General features: G+C 59.3%; 13 protein-coding genes and 1 pseudogene. 11 read left to right on the forward strand and 3 right to left on the reverse strand.

The genetic code is table 11. The features are described from left to right. Positions 1 to 217 precede the first annotated feature (217 nt). On the reverse strand, positions 218 to 427 hold the full coding sequence (locus YUO_RS0130775) for a hypothetical protein (protein ID WP_028350681.1): 210 nt from the start codon (positions 425 to 427) through the stop codon (positions 218 to 220). Positions 428 to 1,572: 1,145 nt separating this feature from the next. On the opposite strand from YUO_RS0130775, the gene YUO_RS0130785 reads away from it, so the two are divergent. Beyond that, the gene (locus YUO_RS0130785) at positions 1,573 to 3,030 is read left to right on the forward strand and encodes a M16 family metallopeptidase (RefSeq protein WP_235782886.1); all 1,458 of its coding nucleotides are present in this window, start codon (positions 1,573 to 1,575) and stop codon (positions 3,028 to 3,030) included. Next, on the forward strand, positions 3,027 to 4,451 hold the full coding sequence (locus tag YUO_RS42305) for a M16 family metallopeptidase (protein ID WP_051379727.1): 1,425 nt from the start codon (positions 3,027 to 3,029) through the stop codon (positions 4,449 to 4,451). Before YUO_RS0130785 ends, YUO_RS42305 begins: the two co-directional genes overlap by 4 nt. Positions 4,452 to 6,479: 2,028 nt before the next feature. Here the strand turns inward: YUO_RS42305 and YUO_RS0130805 are convergent. Next, complete coding sequence (locus YUO_RS0130805; protein WP_028350684.1) at positions 6,480 to 7,178, reverse strand: secretin N-terminal domain-containing protein; 699 nt, start codon at positions 7,176 to 7,178, stop codon at positions 6,480 to 6,482. Positions 7,179 to 8,155: 977 nt separating this feature from the next. Between YUO_RS0130805 and YUO_RS44070 the strand changes: the two genes are divergently transcribed. Further along, positions 8,156 to 10,975 carry a hypothetical protein gene (locus YUO_RS44070; RefSeq protein WP_156908837.1) on the forward strand — a complete coding sequence of 940 codons (2,820 nt, stop codon included), beginning with the start codon at positions 8,156 to 8,158 and terminating at the stop codon, positions 10,973 to 10,975. Positions 10,976 to 11,469: 494 nt separating this feature from the next. Here the strand turns inward: YUO_RS44070 and YUO_RS44345 are convergent. Further along, positions 11,470 to 12,011: pseudogene (locus YUO_RS44345) on the reverse strand (nodulation protein NolW); the annotation flags it as partial. 190 nt (positions 12,012 to 12,201) lie between these two features. On the opposite strand from YUO_RS44345, the gene YUO_RS47340 reads away from it, so the two are divergent. From YUO_RS47340 to sctR, 8 genes are all read left to right on the forward strand, one after another. Continuing rightward, positions 12,202 to 12,711, forward strand: a complete 510-nt coding sequence (locus tag YUO_RS47340; RefSeq protein WP_198028128.1) for a nodulation protein NolB — start codon at positions 12,202 to 12,204, stop codon at positions 12,709 to 12,711. Between the two features lie 5 nt (positions 12,712 to 12,716). Further along, positions 12,717 to 13,583 carry a type III secretion system inner membrane ring lipoprotein SctJ gene (sctJ, locus tag YUO_RS0130830; protein WP_083754783.1) on the forward strand — a complete coding sequence of 289 codons (867 nt, stop codon included), beginning with the start codon at positions 12,717 to 12,719 and terminating at the stop codon, positions 13,581 to 13,583. Positions 13,584 to 13,593: 10 nt separating this feature from the next. Then, a complete protein-coding gene (locus YUO_RS45320; protein ID WP_083754784.1) occupies positions 13,594 to 14,232 on the forward strand; it encodes a nodulation protein NolU in 639 nt (212 codons plus the stop codon). Beyond that, positions 14,222 to 14,845 carry a type III secretion system stator protein SctL gene (gene sctL, locus YUO_RS0130840; RefSeq protein WP_028350688.1) on the forward strand — a complete coding sequence of 208 codons (624 nt, stop codon included), beginning with the start codon at positions 14,222 to 14,224 and terminating at the stop codon, positions 14,843 to 14,845. The genes YUO_RS45320 and sctL overlap by 11 nt, the downstream gene beginning before the upstream one ends. Continuing rightward, on the forward strand, positions 14,842 to 16,191 hold the full coding sequence (gene sctN / locus YUO_RS0130845; protein ID WP_028350689.1) for a type III secretion system ATPase SctN: 1,350 nt from the start codon (positions 14,842 to 14,844) through the stop codon (positions 16,189 to 16,191). The genes sctL and sctN overlap by 4 nt, the downstream gene beginning before the upstream one ends. Further along, complete coding sequence (locus YUO_RS0130850) at positions 16,167 to 16,697, forward strand: YscO family type III secretion system apparatus protein (RefSeq protein WP_028350690.1); 531 nt, start codon at positions 16,167 to 16,169, stop codon at positions 16,695 to 16,697. Before sctN ends, YUO_RS0130850 begins: the two co-directional genes overlap by 25 nt. 63 nt (positions 16,698 to 16,760) lie before the next feature. Then, positions 16,761 to 17,816: a type III secretion system cytoplasmic ring protein SctQ gene (gene sctQ, locus YUO_RS0130855; RefSeq protein ID WP_035728002.1), complete on the forward strand. Its 1,056-nt coding sequence runs from the start codon at positions 16,761 to 16,763 to the stop codon at positions 17,814 to 17,816. Then, on the forward strand, positions 17,809 to 18,474 hold the full coding sequence (gene sctR, locus YUO_RS0130860) for a type III secretion system export apparatus subunit SctR (protein WP_028350692.1): 666 nt from the start codon (positions 17,809 to 17,811) through the stop codon (positions 18,472 to 18,474). The genes sctQ and sctR overlap by 8 nt, the downstream gene beginning before the upstream one ends.

The following is an 18,474-nucleotide window of genomic DNA, read 5'->3' on the forward strand; positions in this document are numbered from 1 at the left end:
CCGTTCGGTATGTGAGCCAGATGTTTTGGGCGACCAGATACGGATGACCGGAGTGGTCCGGAACGACAAGAAGGACTGTCACGCCGACCTTACCGCAACCGATCTGAACGACCAGCACCATTGAGGTGCGCATCCTCCAGCTGCGGAGAAGCTCCTCTCCTTCCTATCTCCTACCGTTGTTTGGATAAACGGTTCGCCGCTCGTTGGCGGGGCCGATTCAAACATTCTCTTCTGTGTCGTCCATGGCAGAGTCTAGATCGGCCTGCGCATCGCTGACGATTCGCATTGCCATCATGCCAAGAGCCGTTTCGAAAGCTTTGCGTTGTTGCGCGGCTTGTGAGTTGGCTTCTTCGGCCCCCTCGGTTCCATCAAAAGTCGCGCCGTTATTGCTTCCCGTTGCTCCGATATCGGGTGCACCTGCGTTCATGTTCGTAATACCGCCTGTAGATAACCCACTCTCTCATCCTAGCAGCGTTAGCTTTCGAGAAGCTGACGAGGCTCAGGTCGTTTCATGATGAGCCTTGGAGACCGCATCGATGCTTCCGTCAGGTGCGGCGTCGGGGTCTGCCAAAGAAGAGCTAGTGCTGGCCAGAGAAGAGTTTTGAGGTGGGGCAAGACGGTCTCGGTGGACGCTAGCACGGCGGCAATCCGAAAAGCCTGCTTCATTAGAAGAGCTCCTTCAGGACGGCAGCTCTCGGCAGTGGCCGCCAGGAGGGGGCGTCCGACCTGGCTGAGGCGCTCAAGCACCTACGTAAGTTGTGGGGGAAGAAAACGATGGAGGCCGACACGCTGCGTGAACCGGTGGAGCACGGTCGAGCAAAGAATGAGTGGCGCGCTCGTCGTCATTGCCGGGGACAGCCAGTAGGTTTGTGATGCCGAGGAGCCCGAACGTGAAATCCTCGATGCGATGCGAGCACCTGATCTTGCAGGTCGCTGAAGTAGCACTTGAACGGCGCAGCGGCCGGTGCTGGAAGGCGAGCTGATTAAACTCAAGGTGCGGTGCGAGGACCAGGAAAGCGGTGCATCAATTCGCCGGGCCTGAAACCTTCCACATGATCTTCTTGTCGCGTAGCCGCCTAGGACATTTCGGATCAGTGGATCGAGGAAATGGCCAGATCATCAACCTCATGGCGTCGAAGCGCGGCCGGGTACTCCTGGTGCGGCAGCGCCTCGACACGCTTTGTATGTTTCTTGGCGGACGCCGGCGCGGCCACGAACGGCGGAGCAGTGCTCTGGAGCGAGATCAAGGCTTCAGTATGTGGCGTCGCAGGATTTAGGCAAGCGCGAGGCGGCGAGCTGGCGTGCGCGTTCGTGTGCAATGTCGTGTTCGCAACATTTGGCAGATACTAAACAAGTGCGGGCTTTGGCTTTCGGAGAGAAAGAACGCGCGGCGCTTCGTTTTGCGTCCAGCTGCCCGCGCAGCTGTCCGTGCGCGGAAGCATTGGGCGAGTGGCCCGGCTTTTGCTCCCTTATTTGCCAACGGCGTGCGGCTCTCTGCTTTGTCGGGATCGGCCGTTGCAGAATCTGAATCTCGATGTGACCAAAGGCGATGGGATGAAGAATTGGAGTTCCATGACAACCAAGGTGCTAGGAGCGGCCACTGTGGCAATGGCCTTGACGACGCCCACCGCGCTGGCGGTCGAATACAAAGTCGAATACAAAAAGGATAATAGCAGCAATCCTAGCCTCTGGGACGTTCCTGAAAAAAGAAACGTGCTTACCCAGATCACAGTCACATCGGAACGACCAGCAAGCTTCACGCTCGCGAACGGCCTGCAGGTGGTGGTGATCCCCGATCATCGTACGCCGATCGTGACGCAGATGATATGGTATAAGGTCGGCTCCGCCGACGACGCGCCCGGCAAATCGGGGCTTGCGCATTTCTTCGAACACCTGATGTTCAAGGGCACAGCCAAGCATCCGCCCGGCGAATTCTCCCGGACCGTGCTGCGCGTCGGCGGCAAGCAGAACGCCATCACCTCGATGGACTACACCAGCTATTTCCAGCGCGTGCCGCGCGAGCAGCTGGCTAGAATGATGGAACTCGAGGCGGACCGGATGACCGGTCTCATTCTCAAAGACGAGAACGTGCTGTCCGAGCGCGACGTCGTGCTGGAGGAATTCAATAAGAGCGTCGCCAATAATCCCGATAGGCGGTTCACCGAGCAGATCAGGGCGGCGCTTTACCTCAACCACCCCTACGGCCGCCCCAATCTCGGCTGGCGCCAGGAGCTCGAGAAGCTCGACCGCGAGGACGCGCTCGCGTTTTACAAGCGCTTCTACGCGCCGAACAACGCGATCCTGATCATCGCGGGCGACGTCGATCCAAAGGAAATCCGCCCGATGGTGGAAAAGAATTTTGGCGACATTCCTGCGCAGCCCGCGATCCCCGCGAAGCGCGTGCGGCCACAGGAGCCGACGCCCGCGGCACCCCGCACCGTGACGCTCTCCGATCCCCGCGTCGAGCAGCCCACCTGGCGCCGTTCTTATCTCGTGCCATCGTCTTCGACCGCGGCCGCAGGCGAGAGCCCTGCGCTCGACGTGCTCGCCCAAGTGATGGGCGGCGGCACCAACTCCTATCTCTACCGTGTGCTGGTCATCGACAAGCAGCTCGCCATCAGCACTGGCGCGAGCTACCACGGCACCTCGCTCGATCCCTCGCAATTCATGATTTCGGCCACGCCGAAACCCGGCGTCCACTTCGTCGAGATCGAGGACGCCATCGACAAGGTGATCGCCGACCTCGCGCAAAATCCCGCACGCGCCGAGGATCTCGAGCGCGTCAAGACCCAGCTGATTGCGCAAGCGATCTACGCTCAGGACGATCAGGTAATGCTTGCGGTCCTGTACGGCCGCGGGCTCACGACGGGGCTCAGCGTTGACGATATCCGAAGTTGGCCTGACAGCATCCGCGCCGTCACGGCCGAGCAGGTGCGCAAGGCCGCGCAGGGATGGCTCGACAAGAAACGTTCGGTAACGGGCTATCTCATCAAGGAGTCTGCGCCCAAATGCGAGGAGAAGCGTTCGTGACCTATTCCTTCACACGCCGTGCCGTCCTCGGTGGGGCCTCGCTCGCGATAGCCACGCTCGGCTCTGCACCATTGTTTGCCGCGACCAGGATTCAGCGCCTGGTCTCGCCCGGCGGTATCGAAGCCTGGTTCGTGCAGGACGCCACCGTCCCGCTGATCGCGATGGAATATGCCTTCGCCGGCGGAGCGACCCAGGACCCTACCGACAAGCCCGGCGTCGGCCACATGGTTGCCAGCCTGCTCGATGAAGGAGCCGGCGATCTCGACTTCGAGACCTTTCACGAGCGGCTCGACCGCCGCGCCATTAAGCTGAGCTTTACCTCGAGGCACGACCAGTTCCGCGGCTCCTTGCGCATGCTCAAGGACAACAAGGACGAGGCTTTCGATTTGCTGCGGATGGCGCTGACCTCGCCGCATTTTGATGCGCCCGATGTCGAACGGATCCGCGCCGCGGTGCTCGCGAACCTTCGGCGTGACTCCACCAATCCTTCAACGCTCGCCAATCGCAAATTCCTCGAAGTCGCCTTCGACGATCATCCTTATGCCCGCCAGGCCGGAGGCACCGTCGAGAGCGTGCCGAAGATCGACGTCGCCGATTTGAAGGACTACGTCCGCCGCGTGATCGCAAAGGACACGCTCAAGATCGCGGTGGTGGGTGACGTCGATCCAGAGACGCTTGCTAGACTGCTCGACAAGACGTTTGGTAGCCTGCCGGCCAAGGCGGAGTTGACACAGGTAGCCGATGTGATCGCGGTAAAGGCGCCGCAGTGCGTCTTCATTCCGCTCGACGTGCCGCAAACGGTCGTGACCTTCGGCGGTGCTGGCGTCCGCCGCAGCGAGCCGGATTTCATGGCCGCCTATGTCGTCAACCAAATTCTCGGTGGCGGCGGGCTGTCGTCGCGGCTATTCCGCGAAGTCCGCGAGAAGCGCGGGCTAGCCTATTCCGTCCATGAGACGCTCCTGTGGATGGATCATTCCGCCGTGTTTGTCGGCAATACGGGCACCCGGGCCGATCGCGCCAGCGAGACGGTCGAGGAGGTCGAGAAGCAGGTCCGTCGCATGGCTGAGGAAGGCCCGACCGAACAGGAACTCGATAACGCCAAGTCGTACCTGAAGGGCTCGCAGATGCTGGCGCTCGATACCTCGTCAAACCTTGCGCGGGCGCTGCTGCAGTATCAGCTCGACAAGCTGCCGATCGATTATATCGAGAAGCATAGCGCGCTCGTCGATGCGGTGACGCTGGAGGATGCCAGGAAGGCGGCGCAGCGGCTGTGGGGCCAGGGTCTGCTCACCGTCATGGTCGGCCGCTCCCCACTGGCCGCAACCCGGTCGACCACCACGCCATCGCCCACGACGCCGCCGCCAGCGGCAGCACAGCCAGGCGACGCGCCATCAGCCGCAACGCCGGCAACACCAAATTAACTTTGTGTTCGTGAGGTGACATGCGATTTGAGCTTCTTTTTTGGGGGCCGCGATAGCTGCGGTCGTGGCAAGCGGTGCCGTCAATGCAACGGATCTCGGGCCGGCAGTAAAGGTCCGAACGGCACTGTCGGAGCCGGACGAGAGGATATATCGGCGGGCACGTCGGAGCCGGCGACGGCCGGTGATCGTTTAGTGATCCTTATGTCGGTCGATTTACGGTGAGTCGTCGACACCCCTGTGTTCCTGGCTGGAGGTCAGATCGGCCAAAACTGGCAGAGAGAGCACTGCGTTTTTTGGCTCGCATTGGATACCGGGGGCGCTGCCTCGGACGGTACACACCTGTCTTGCCGCTTCCGGCATTGTCGTGAGCGCAAAACTCAAAGCAGTTCCCGACGTCTTCGTCATCGGACCCTGCGTTGGCCCGCACGGCCACACGCTGGCCTGTTTCAAGGGACGGTTGGGTTGGGTCGCGGCGATGTCGTCAATAGCAGCGAATTCTTGCCGTACGCCACACGGGGTCACTCATTTCGACTATGGTCGTGTCGGTGCCACACTCGGCGCATCGAGCAAGTGCTCACGCCGGCATGGTCGGTTAAATTCGAGCCGCCATCTGAGGTTCGAGGGAAAAGCACAGCATGGAACGATGAGGCACGTTCCTGCAGGCCCATACAAGTTAGACCGAAGATGCTCGCTCGTCGCTCTAAGCTTCGCACGGCCGAGACGATACAGTGACGTGGGCACGGATCCTGCGGCTCGGTCGTGGACTCTTGGTATTCCGTTGAGCCGCCAATGCCTGACCAATTCTCTGAAAGGACGCATAACTAATCGATTGAGTACACTCATCTTGGCGGGAGGCCAAGATGGCCAAGATAGTCGACGCTGGCCAGAAAGGACGTCGCCAAGTGCTCCCGCCGTCGGCGACGTCGCGAAGGTCTGCTGGCGGCGCGAGTATGTCCGCTCCGCGGGCTGGGCGATGGAATGCTTACCCGGTGGGCGCGTCGCCCTGCGATTATCCAGGCCAAAGGCCTGCGTCCATCGACGGTTTGATACGAACGAACCCCTCTTGTCGAAATTCGGCTGTGTGGGGCATACCCAGCATGGTGAAAGTTATGGTCCGGGAGGTATTGCTAGGCAAGAGGCCGGCCCTCCTTAGTATGTTGATCTGGGCATCCGAGGCCGTATGGGGAAAGAAGACCCAGTGGTCGGCTATGAGACGCTCGTTTTCGGGAATGAAATTTGTGAGTTCCAACAGCGCAGCCCCGGCGGACGAGGACGGCCCGGCTTGCGAAGGTCCGGCCTGAGACGGTCCAGCTTGCGATGGTCCAGCCTGCGATGGCCCGGTTTCCACATTCTGCCAAATCAGATCAGGATCAAACTCTGGGAGTTCCGCGATGGCTTGAGGAATCGGCTGCTGCGAGCCGGGCTGCGGAGAGCTTTCTCTGGCGGCCACCAATGGCCCGGGGGAGGGCGCAGCCGGCGCATATAGATCATCGTCCCAATCCAACAGTGATGAATAGGGATGCCCCGACTCCAAATATTGCGAATAGGGATGCCCGGCGTCCAGATATGGCGAGTAGGCTTCGCCCTGCTGCACGGGAGACCCCGCAGCAGGTGGCGGAGCACATCTTCGAACTCGCGCAGCTGGTGCTCAAAGCCCGCTGGGCCCGCGGGCGGTGATGGTGAATCGGGCTGCGGGCTTGTGTTCGTTGGGCTGATTGAGTTGAAATCCATCCTGTTCCTCTTTGAAAGTTTGGCTCGAGCCATAGTTCGACGAAGGCCATTTGCATTGCGACCTCCAGAGAACATTTCGAAGGCTCGTGTGGAGTGCAGCCTCCGAGCTGCCGGCAGAGCATCGGGTGCCCGACGTGCATCTCCATTACGATGGATAGGCGGCATCGCCGTTTAGACATCCGCTCTCTCATGCTAAGAGAGTTAGCTTTCGAGAAGCTGACGAGCGTCAAAAGGATTCGCAATGAGCCAATGGAGACGGCATTGACCTCCGCCGAAAGCTGCCGCGCATTCTAAATTTCATCTCTGGCCCGGCGCAGGCTCACGCACGATGCTGTCCTGACGCGGCGCGTCAGAAGAATAGGGGGCTTCCGGTCGTCCGTCGCGAACGACCGTGGTTGAGGAGCCACGAAATAACTTCAGGACCGATTCCCGCGACTGCTTTTCGACGGCAGCGTGCGGCCGCGTCTGCGCCTCCGCTACAAGGCCGTTGAGCGTCTGGTCCAAGAGCGCGACGAAACGTGGTGGACCAGAAACCAGGACGAGGCCATCCCCTGGTGCCGGTCTCACAAGATAGCGCTCGTCGGAGATGTTGAGTGCATCGAGGGCCGCTTTGAATGCATCGAAGCTGATCGGCTTCAACACAAGCAGACGACTTTGCGCCTCGCTTGCAGCAGTTACATACAGCACGAGCCCGTCGTAGTACCATTGAAGATTGTAGAGATTGGTCAAACGGTCGAGGAACTCGCGCGGTGGCAGATCTGGCATGCGCCCGCGAATCCGACCCTTCACTTCGGCGCTGACGCTTACTCTGATACTGAGGTTGTTACCGAATTCCAGCAGTGCGGCAGACAGGTCCTGATCCAGAACCGTGTAGTTATAAGGTGCCGAAGGCAGCGAAAGCTGAGCCCCAAAGGCCGCGAGTGCCCCGGTGGAAAGGAAAACTCCTGCGCTCGCAACTCGGTTCAAAATCTTCAGGATCGTGCGTCGGCTTAGCATTCCCAAGTCCCTTCGGCCTGAGAACAAGTATTAAGGCTTCGCCCAAATTGGAAGCCAAAACGTGATCTTTAAATGGCCTCATGGCTCGCGTGTTCGTCAGCTTACGGTCAGCTGGTCTCTTTACGGTGCTGACCATCAATTCTTATCTCATCGGCGCCATACCAACGACACCATATCATGTTAGGCGCTACGCCGATCTCTCTGAATCCTACCGAAGGTCTGTTTCCGGGCTCTGTCAGCCGGCAATTATCGGCGAGCAGAGCCAGTTTGAGTAGACTTTTGTTCAGGTGGCCTCGCTTCGATTCAAGACGCTGCCTCCTCAGTCGTCGATAGATCGGCATCGATTCTGCCGGTATCGGAAGTTCACCATGCAATAGCACAGGCGAGTGGGCGCGCCCGTCCTCCAGACACTCTCTCTGCAATATATCGGAGCAATACAGGTCCATCTGTCGGCAGTGTGCTCGCCTGGGATGGTTCGGACCGGGTGATACCAGCCAGTTTTGCCCAAACCGCCATCGGCATCGGCGCGCTAATGATGCGCCGATGGTGCCTTCAAGGACGTGACACTTAGTTGGTGCGCCCATTGGTGACGGAGCATGATCGATGAAGCGAGCTGCCGTCACCCGCGCGAGATAATCGCGCATTGGCCCATCGTCGAGTAGGATTGGCTCGTCGCGGGTAAACCGTTCTTTCGCTGTCATGGCTCTTCAGTGCAGACGACGCAGAACCACACAATTGAATCATCCTGAGAACTCGTCAGCTTTTAGAAAGCTAACCATCCTAAAATGAGAACCGGATTCTCGAGGGCGAGGCCGCCTAGCGAGCGCAAATGGAATGAACGTGGCAGCGCGCGGTTCTCCGTGTAGTCGGATGGGCTCGATGTAATCGGAGGATCAGCTTGCAGCTGCGCCAATTTCTTGTTGCTGTTTTCGATTGGACAACGAGCTTTGCTGTTGAAACCTCCCTCGCATTGAGCCGTGCACACGTCCGAGCTGAGCTGGCGGATTTGCGCACAATCGACATTCTCAAGGACGATTAGAGTGGACCGCAACAACATCAACCCATTCAGCCCTGGTGAGTTTCAGGCGTACAACGCCACGCTGCAGCAGCAGGAGCAAGAACCGGGCAATACGAGCCAGCAAGCGAGGTTTGAGCAGCAGCTGAGCGAGCTGCAACACAGTGCGTTTTATGAGAGCTCCGCAGAAGCGGGTTCGCCTGATGGGCAAACCGCAGACGGAGGTGAAGCGATTCGGCGCACTGATGTCGGCGATTCGATGCAGGTGGCGCCCATTCAGGGCCACTCATTCAGCAGCACGCGCCAAAGCGTAGACATATCCCATACTCCCTTCGGCCGTTCGACTGAAGTGCCGTCCAAGCGAAGCCGCGAGAACGATGGCCCGGACGAGGAGCTTTTTTCTAGATTCCGCGAGGCATCAAAGAAAAGCCGAGCCAGCGATGGCACAATCCGCGAGGAAGCCAAGAAAAGCGGACCAAGCGATCGCACGATCCGAAGGGATCTAGAGGTACTGCGCAACTTCAGCGCCTGGCGTCAGGCGAAGCAGAAGCCACCAATCAGCAGCCAACTAGAGAATCTTCAGGCATTGGGTGCCGAGGGGAACGAGTTTGCGGCCAATGATGTTCGCTTGGCCGCTCGTATCGAGGCAGCGTTGACAAGGCTCGAGCAATTCACAGTCGGAGCGCCGGTGACAACGTTGACGCGGGGCGGCCGGCCGGTTGAGGCTCCCGTCACCGCAGTCGGAGCGTCGGTGATGACGTTGCCGCGGGGCGGCCCGCGGGTCGAGGCTCTTGTCCCCGAGGACGAGGCGCTCATCAACGCTGCGTCTGACGATGGCGTTAAGCGCGGCTTTGCGGCGGTAACCATGCAGGAGTACCGTAGGGCTCTTAACAGCTTCGGTAGGTGGCTCAACAAACGCGGGGTGAGCATTACTCAGGCTGGCCCCGAGGAGCGAGACCGCTATATTAACTCTGGGAAGGGCTCGTATCTTAGAGAGTTTCCACGCGCGTGGAATCTTCTTCAGGACTACCGACAACGCGCCAACGCGCCGCAGCCGTTCCCGCCTCAGGAAGTTTCCCCCAGCGCGGATGACGAGGCGCTTTTTCTCGAATTCAACGAGGTGGCCCCGAAAATCGGCGTGAACCTGTGGGCACTTCGCCAGTTCAGCGCCTGGCTTCAGGCGACACAGAAGGCCTCAATCACCGGTCGAGTTGAGAATCTAGAGGCTTTACGTGCCGAGGCCGACGAGTTTGCGGGCGATGACGTTCGCTTGCGCAATCTTCTCAGGACGGCGTTGCCAAGGCTCCGGCAATATCAACAAGCTGTCGAGGCGAACCGAGCGCTGGGGTTGGGTCCACCGGAACAAGCGGGCTCGCTCGCCGGGCAAGGCGCTCCGCAGCCGAGCTCGCTTCAGGAGCTTGCGGCAACGTCCGCTACCCCGAGCGAGGGAGCGTGGGATTGGTTTAGGGAAGTGATGCAAGAACCAGCTCCGTCATCGTCCGCACCACACCGTGGCTTGCAGCCCAGCTCGTATCAGGAGCTTCCGGCAACGCCAGCCACCCCGAGCGCGGGAGCGTGGGATTTGTTTACGGAAGTGATGCAAGAACCCACTCCATCGTCCACACCACACCGTGGCCTGCAGCCCAGCTCGTATCAGGAGCTTCCGGCAACGCCAGCCACCCCGAGCGCGGGAGCGTGGGATTTGTTTACGGAAGTGATGCAAGAACCCACTCCATCGTCCACACCACACCGTGGCCTGCAGCCCAGTTCGTATCAGGAGCTTCCGGCAACGCCGGCTACCCCGAGCACGGGAGCTTGGGATTGGTTCAGAGAGCAGATGCAAGAACCCACTCCGACATCGTCCACGCCGTACCGTGGCTCGCAGCCCAGCTATTGGGACTGGCTTAGGGAACAGGTGCAACAACCCGAGCCATCGTCGTCTGCCAGGGCTGCGCCGTCAAATATCTACGGCGGCCTTGAGCCAGTGCCTGATCCGAATGCGCCCACAGTGTCTGAGTTGCGTGACGATGCGCACTCTGCGCCGGCGCGTGGTATCGCCAGACCACCGTCGTTCATCGGGCCATCATTGCCCCCTCAAGAGCTAGCGGAAATCGGACATATGGTCGACAACTGGAGCCACCGTTCCCAACCTGCCTCGGACGCCCTGATCGACATACTCGGTAACGTCGGTCTCTTGCCGAATCAGTTCGGCCCAACACAGTTCACCATCGAGCGTCAGCTTTACTCGGCCACGTTGGGACCGGGAGGACGCAGCGACGTTCAACTCATCCATCACCCGCGTGCTAGCCAGATGAGTGAAGTCCAAAGATCCCGTCAGCCGCTCCAGGAGCCTGCGTCATCGTCGTCAGCCAGCGCTCCCTCAGACGTTTATGGCAGTGTTGAATCACTGGTTGATCTCAATCCAATCACACGGTCCGAGTTGAGTGACCATGCTCAGCCGGTGCGGGGCGCCGGCTCGTCGTCTCCCGGATCATCAGGGGCCTATCGCTGCCGAGCGGAGTTACCGGATATCGGACCTTTTCTCGGCGACGATTGGAACCACAGGCGCTGGGACAATCAAGGGCGGGGCCGAGAGGTCTCGCACAGCGGCATGTTGTACATACTGAACACGTGGAACCTACTTCCGACCCCGCAGAACCGGCGGATAGAGTTCACCATAAACGGTGAGCTCTACACGGCCGAGTTGAGGAGCAGGCAAAGTAACGCGATCTTGGGATCCGGCCACGTCGTTTATCTCATCTATCACCCTCAAAGTGACTGAAGAACGCGCTTGCGCTGGGGGTCCCCGAGTTCTTCGTTTCGATGCGCCCAACATCCCATGGCAGCGAAACTGCGAATTCCGACGATCTCCCGCGCGTGTACCGACGCGCTGCGGCCTGCGAGATGATTTCGCCACCATTCCGGGATGATCTCGCCGGGCGTGGAGGCGTCTTCTGCGGATGCTTCTGGCTCCGAGCAAGTCGCACGGGATTGGGGCCTGACCTGCCAGCGAATAAGGAACGCCCGGACGGTACTAGACATGAACTCCGCCAGCGCCCCTAGCTCTCGAAGGAGGTACTCTCGGCAGTCTCACGGCATTGAGCAGCTGATCGATATTGCCTCGAAATGCTACGAGGACCGGATCTTTTCTTTGTTCAGGAACGTTAGGCCGCAGAAGTGGCAAAGCCGTTGATTTGCTCTCAGATAGAGACAACAGGGAGCCTACAAGCTGGAAATCCGTAGCATTTTTCTCCGCTGACGCTGGTGCCCAACCGGCTTCTCGGCGCTGAGAGAGCGTGGCCGCGCCTGTCGTTCGGCCACGAGGCCGTTGAGCGTCTGGTCCACTAGCCCCATGAAGCGTGGCGGACCGCTATTCCCGGTGCCGGTCTCTCAACATAGCGCTCGTCGGAGATGTTGAGTGCATCGAGGGCCGCTTTGAACGCATCGAAGCTGATCGGCTTCAACACAAGCAGACGACTTTGCGCCTCGATTGCAGCAGATACGGAAAGCGCGCCCATCATTGTATCATTGAAGATTTTAGAGAGTGGTCAATGGTCGAGGAACTCGCGCGGTGGCAAATCCGGCATGCGCCCGCGAATCCGGCCCTTCACCTCGGTGCAGACGTTTACTCTGATATTGAGGTTGTTACCGAATTCCAGCAGTGCGGCAGACAGGTCCTGATCCAGAACCGTGTAGCTATTAGCTGCCGAAGGCAGCGAGAGCGGAGCCCCAAACGCCGTGAGTATCCCGGTGGAAAGGAAAACTCCTGCGCCCGCAACTCGGTTCAAAATGTTCAGGATCGTGCGTCGGCTTAGCATTCCAAAGTCCCTTCGGCCTGAGAACAAGTATTAAGGCTTCACCTAAATTGGAAGCCAAACGTGATCTTTAAAATGGCCTTATGGCTCGCGTGTTCGTCAGCTTGCGGTCAGCTCGCCTCTTTACGGTATTGACCATCAATTCTTAACAACGGCGACTCTCATCGCCGCCAAACCAATGACACCTTCGATCATGCTAGGCGCTACGCCGATCTCTCTGAACCCTGCCGACGGTCTATCAGGGCTCTGCCAGCCGGCAGTCATCGGCCAGCAGAGCCAGTTTCAGCAGACTCTTTTGCATGTCGCTTCGACATCAGACGCTGCCTCCTCAGTTACAGATAGGGCAGCGTCCGTTCCTGCTGTGTCAGAGGTCCAGCGTGCAACAGTGCAGGCTAGCCCGCCTGGCGAGCGCGTGCTCCAGGCTCTCTCTTCGATGTATCGGGGCAACCCCGTTCCTTCTGTAACGAGCGGCGGTGTGGTGGCCATTTCGAAGGCCGTTCAACCTGGGCCGGCCGCTCAGCCGCTGTCTCGGTCGCAGCTAGTCGGGACGAACCCCGCGGGCAAACCGGAAGGGGTGCTCGACTTCGACGCGATGGTCGCGGGTCTGCGCGACGTTTACAAGGGTGTCGTCGAGGTTTCGCTTGTGTCCAAGAGCACCAGCGCGGTCAGCTCATCTTTGAACAAATTGCTATCGGCGGGCTGAGTTCGTTGACGTCTGGTTTCATCTATGGACAAAACGGCCATGCCCGCCTATCCGGTCGGCGGTTGCGTGTTTTTGCCGTGCTATCGCTTCTCCTCCCCTTGATTGGCTGTAAGGCCGATCTCTACACCAAAGTGCAGGAGCGCGAGGCCAATGAGATGCTTGCTCTCCTGCTTAGCAAGGGCGTCGATGCGGTGCGTGTTACTGCCAAGGACGGGACCAGCACGATCCAGGTCGAGGAGAAGCAGCTAGCCTATTCGATTGAGCTACTAAATCTCGAGGGGTTGCCACGCCACCCTTTCAAGAACCTCGGCGAGGTGTTCAAAGGATCGGGCCTGGTTGCCTCGCCGATCGAGGAGCGCGCCCGCTACGTTTATGCCCTGAGCGAAGAATTGTCGCGCACGATCAGCGATATCGACGGCGTCATATCCGCGCGTGTCCACGTTGTTTTGCCGAAAAATGATCTATTGCGCCAGGACACGATGCCGTCCTCAGCGTCGGTGTTCGTTCGACATAACTCCAATGCAAAGCTCTCGCTCCTGCTACCGCAGATCAAGATGCTGGTCGCCAACAGCATCGAGGGCCTATCCTATGACAAGGTGGCGGTGGTCTTTGTGCCGGTTGAGCGGGCTCCGCTTGAGCAGCCGGTCCCGCCAGCTGCGTCCGCTCGGTCGAAAAAATCCATTTCAGATCCGGTACTTGCGGCCGCTATCGGGGGAGGCGGCGCTGCCGTTGGCCTTCTGTGCTACATATTCCTGGGCTCTCTTATGCGTCAGCGCGCCCAGCCGTCGCGCGCGCGATCCAGATTTGGCATTCGTTCGAACGTGCCCGCTATCCAGCCTCCCAGTAAAAAGATCGCTTCCGACAAGGCATAGGAGTGAGCAAATGCCCATGCCGCTGCCATCCGCCGGTTCTGATACGTGGTCCGAATCGCTCTCTGAGGGCCTGCGCGAGCTTGCTGCCTCCACCCATCTGACCCGATTTGCTGCCCGTCTTGATGGGCGGCTGTCGTCTTCGACTTTAGTGCGGCTACAGAAAAGCTCAAGGCTGCAGATAAGACTTGCTGAAATGCTGCTTGCTAATCAAATGGACTCCAACGGCCGTAACTGGGGAGATGATCTTCTGCTCGGCCATGATCCGAGTAGGGCTGCTTTGCTTGCCGGCAGTATCTGGCATGCTCGCTCGCTCCTAAAGCTCGTCTCAAAGCAGCATCTTGCGATTCTGCTCGACCGTATCGGGGCAGAAGCGCACGCTTTCGGTATCCGGAACTTGGCCAGCGCGGTCGCAATCGCAGCTACCGCTGATCCGGAGCAGCTTTCGCAACAGATTGAACACGATGGCCATGCCTGCCTAGGTGCTTGGCTCGACGAAGCCTCGGCACTTGATCGCACGCGCGTGCTGTTACGCTTGCCCATGGGCACTGCTGCCGAGAATCCAGCGGCCGAACACCGCAATGCCGCGGGCTCAGTGCTTTCCTTGGTGATAGCCCATTTGTTGAGGGAGACGCCACGGCATGACAGCTGATGACCCAGCGCTGCCGGTGGCCCCCGAGATACGGCCGCTCGGGCCTCTCATATCGGCTGCCGAGATCGGGATCTGGTGCGATGCCGTAGAAGCGCGCGCGGCTGCCGAGCGGCATCTGCAACGCGTTCGCGGCTGGGGACTGACAGCTTATAAGCGGGAGCGAGCGCGCGGCCGTGCGGATGGCTTCAAGAGCGGCGCCGAGGAAATGTCTCGGCTGATCGCGCAGGCTACTTCCGCACTTGCGCAGCGAAAAGCCATTCTGGAGCAGGAGTTGCCGCAGCTCGTCATGGAGATCGTGAGCGATCTGCTGGGCACGTTTGATCCAGGCGAGATGTTGGTGAGGACCGTTCGTCACGCGATCGAGCAAAAATATGGTAGCGCGGAAATTTGCCTTCATGTCTCTCCTCTGAAAGCCGATGCGCTGGCGCGCGAGTTCGCTACGTGCGATGGACAGGAGGGCCGGCCGAAAGTGCGGGTTGATCCGGATCCGGCTCTAACGACAGAGCAGTGCGTGTTGTGGAGCGAATTTGGCAATGTGGACATTGGAGTTGCCGCGCAGCTCCGAGCTCTACGCCTTGGCCTGGGTTTGCCTTCAAAGGAAGACGGACCGTGACCACATCATCAACCCATGCGGCGGGAGAGAGGAATCTGCACGCCGCGCTATCGTCTCTGAAATCTACAGCAAAGCATATCGACACGCGTGCTGTACGAGGGCGGATCACACGGGCGGTCGGCACCTTGCTCCATGCCGTCTTGCCAGAGGCCCGTATAGGGGAGCTTTGCCTGTTGCAGGATCCCCGCACCGGATGGTCTCTCGAGGCCGAGGTCATCGGCCTATCGCAAGATGGGGTATTGCTCACTCCTATTGGTGATATGGCGGGCTTATCCAGCCGAGCAGAAGTGGTCGCGACCGGACGAATGCATGAAGTACCGGTCGGCCCCGATTTGCTTGGCCGGGTGATCGACAGCTTCGGCCGGCCAATCGACGGAAAGGGTCCAATCAACGCCGCTCAAACTCGTCCGCTGCGCGGTAAAGCACCCAACCCAATGACAAGGCGCGGTATCGAGCGAACATTCCCACTCGGCGTCCGTGTCTTGGATGGGCTTCTGACATGTGGCGAGGGGCAGCGGATCGGCATCTACGGAGACCCAGGGTGCGGTAAGTCGACGCTCCTGTCGCAGATTGTAAAAGGCGCGGCTGCCGACGCCACCATAGTCGCATTGATCGGTGAGCGCGGTCGTGAAGTGCGGGAATTCATCGAGCAGCACCTTGGTGAGGTAGCGCTTCGCCGAACCGTCGTTGTCGTTGAGACCTCCGACCGCTCGGCAATGGAACGAGCGCAATGCGCTCACATGGCGACGGCACTCGCTGAATATTTTCGTGAAGAAGGACTTCGCGTCGTCCTGATGATGGACTCATTGACGCGCTTTAGCCGCGCCATGCGCGAAATCGGCCTTGCCGCAGGAGAGCCGCCGACGCGGCGCGGCTTTCCGCCATCGGTTTTTGCGATGCTTCCTGGCCTGTTGGAGCGTGCCGGCATGGGCGAGCGCGGCTCAATCACGGCCTTCTATACTGTGCTTGTCGAAGGCGACGGCTCGGGTGATCCAATAGCCGAAGAATCACGAGGCATTCTTGATGGCCACGTTGTTCTCTCACGCCTTTTAGCTGCACGCGAGCATTTTCCAGCTATTGACGTATTGTCAAGCCGCAGCCGCGTGATGAATGCGGTCGTCTCTGGATCGCATCGAAAGGCGGCTTCCTTCTTCCGTGACCTGCTCTCCCGCTACGCCGAGGCCGAGTTCTTGGTGAAGGTTGGCGAATATAAGCAAGGCAGTGATCCTCTGACAGACCGGGCAATCAATTCGATCGAGGAGTTGCGGAAATTCCTGCGTCAGGGCGGAGACGAGGCGTCAAGCTTTGAGGAGACGGTCACATGGATGTCACGTCTGACCGCGTGAATCGTGTCCAGGCCTCGAAATTGCGGCTAGTGAAGGATATGAGACAGCGGAGCGCCCTTCGTGAGGTGTCCAACATGGAGGCCCAGCGCCGCACCGCGCTTCAAGCGGTGGAGCAAGCTGTCCGGGATCTTGCAACGGCCGAAAAAAGCCAAGCGGCGCTCGAAGCGGAGCTTTACCGAGAACTGGCATATTCTGATTCGCTATCTGTCGAAGAGCTCGATCGTCGCTGTCACATCGTCATTGGACGGCTCAAAGCTGAGATCGCAGGAGCACGCCGAACGCTTGAGGAAGCGCGCGCCGCTCAAGAGCGGGCCGAGACGGCGGTCTTCGAGGCGAGGACTATTTTGACCAAGTGCTCAGCTGCGAGTCACAAATGGCAGCAAATTGAAGGCGACGTTCAGCGCGCGAGTGATGCCCATTCAGAGGCGGAAGCCGAGATAGAGGCCGATGATGAGGTTTTGCTTCGGTATGGCAGTGGTTCGCGTACTCACACGGCTGGCGACTGAACTCTGATGGCTTCTTCTCTTATGCCAGGGAAAGCGCCTTGTCTTGTAGACGCGCCTGTGACCATGGCTACGGGTGAACAATCGGGATTTAAACCGGCGCTAACCCTGTCCCCTGCGGTCGTCTCTTGGCTCAACGACATCGCTGCAGCCCGCAAGCCTCTGCAAAGCCGTCTAAGTGATAAGCCGCTATCCCTGCGGATGGAACGGCTTGTTTGGGAGCCGGAGCCGTGTGCGGTATCGATGCTCGACTGCGTTTGGACCATTGGACATGAAACAATCATCTTATCCTTGGCCCGTCCGGTTGTAGAAGGGCTGATCGCGACGGTGCAAAGTGGGCTTGGCCTGCCTGCCGAGCCCACTCGTTCGCTTCTCGTCGAATTTGCACTCGATCCGTTGCTCAATCAACTAGAGGGTCTGACGCAACAGAAGTTGCAGCTGATTTGTTTGAGCGAAGCGACGGCTCGAGGTCCTTATCTGGAGCTCGAAATCACCTACGGCCCATTCAAGGGCAAAGCGCGCCTGTTCCTGTTCTCACCTCTCGATGGTTCAGTTCCACCTGCGTTTCGGGCGTTAGGCGGACTGCTCAGGCAGCTGCCGCGAGAGGATCGCCAGCTTCCCTCAGAATTGCCTGTCATCGTTAAAGGAGAGATCGGCTCGCTCCGTGCGACAGTCGCGTTGCTACGGAAAGCAAATGCAGGAGACGCTCTATTGCCGGACGTAATACCCTTCGCCCGTGGCCAAGCCATCCTCAACACGGGAACCTTATGGGCTCCAGCACACGTTGCAGAGGATCGCTTGATCGTACGGGGGGCATTCCGCCTCCAACTACATCCCCTGGAGTGTGCACATATGATGACCCAATCCGAAAAACCCCGGCCGCCCTCTGAAGGTGATCTCGACAACATCGAGATTACTCTTGTTTTCGAATGCGGCCGCTGGACTGTCGCACTCGGAGCCTTGAGGGATATCAGCGAGGGACATGTGTTCGAACTTGGCCGGCCGCTCGACGGACCGGTTGATATCCTTGCTAACGGCCGCCGCATAGGCCGCGGGGACATCGTAAGCATCGGCGGGGAGCTCGGCGTCAGGTTGCGGGGCAGGTTGGCCGTCAATGACTGACATTCAACCGGGAATTCTTGGTCTTCTTGCGCTCACAGCCGGCCTTGGCCTGCTGGCGTTCCTAGTCGTAACAAGCACAGCGTTCATAAAAGTATCCGTCGTGCTCTTCCTCGTTCGCAACGCGCTCGGGACTCAATCTATCCCACCGAACCTCGTTCTATACGGGGCGGCGCTGATCCTGACAGTTTTCATTAGCGCGCCAGTGATTCAACAGACCTATAATCGCCTTTCTGCGCCACAACTCCGCTACCAAACGGTCGACGATTGGCTGAGCGCCGCAAAGGAGGCGCAGGAGCCGCTGCGCGGTCATCTGAAGAAGTTCACCGCTGACGAGCAGCGCCGTTTCTTCTTGGCTTCAACCGAACAGGTCTGGCCCGAGGATATGCGCGGCAACGTGAGCGCCGATGACCTGGTCATTCTGGTGCCATCGTTCCTAATTTCGGAACTCAAGCGTGGATTCGAAATTGGTTTTCTTCTCTATCTGCCCTTTATCACCATCGATCTGATTGTAACGACCATCTTGATGGCCATGGGTATGTCGATGGTTTCGCCAACGGTGATATCCGTGCCTTTTAAGCTGTTCCTCTTCGTCTCAATCGACGGCTGGTCGCGGCTCATGCACGGGCTGGTGCTCAGCTACACAACACCGGGAGGCTGA

The organism is Bradyrhizobium murdochi, assembly GCF_000472965.1.
GTDB lineage: Bacteria > Pseudomonadota > Alphaproteobacteria > Rhizobiales > Xanthobacteraceae > Bradyrhizobium > Bradyrhizobium murdochi.

Coding starts and splice junctions, on each gene's coding strand:
- YUO_RS47340 (WP_198028128.1), top strand. CDS start 12,202: ATGCTAGGCGCTACGCCGATCTCTCTGAACCCTGCCGACGGTCTATCA.
- sctQ (WP_035728002.1), top strand. CDS start 16,761: ATGGCTACGGGTGAACAATCGGGATTTAAACCGGCGCTAACCCTGTCC.
- YUO_RS0130785 (WP_235782886.1), top strand. CDS start 1,573: ATGACAACCAAGGTGCTAGGAGCGGCCACTGTGGCAATGGCCTTGACG.
- sctL (WP_028350688.1), top strand. CDS start 14,222: ATGACAGCTGATGACCCAGCGCTGCCGGTGGCCCCCGAGATACGGCCG.
- YUO_RS0130850 (WP_028350690.1), top strand. CDS start 16,167: ATGGATGTCACGTCTGACCGCGTGAATCGTGTCCAGGCCTCGAAATTG.
- YUO_RS0130775 (WP_028350681.1), bottom strand. CDS start 427: ATGAACGCAGGTGCACCCGATATCGGAGCAACGGGAAGCAATAACGGC.
- YUO_RS0130805 (WP_028350684.1), bottom strand. CDS start 7,178: ATGCTAAGCCGACGCACGATCCTGAAGATTTTGAACCGAGTTGCGAGC.
- YUO_RS45320 (WP_083754784.1), top strand. CDS start 13,594: ATGCCCATGCCGCTGCCATCCGCCGGTTCTGATACGTGGTCCGAATCG.
- sctR (WP_028350692.1), top strand. CDS start 17,809: ATGACTGACATTCAACCGGGAATTCTTGGTCTTCTTGCGCTCACAGCC.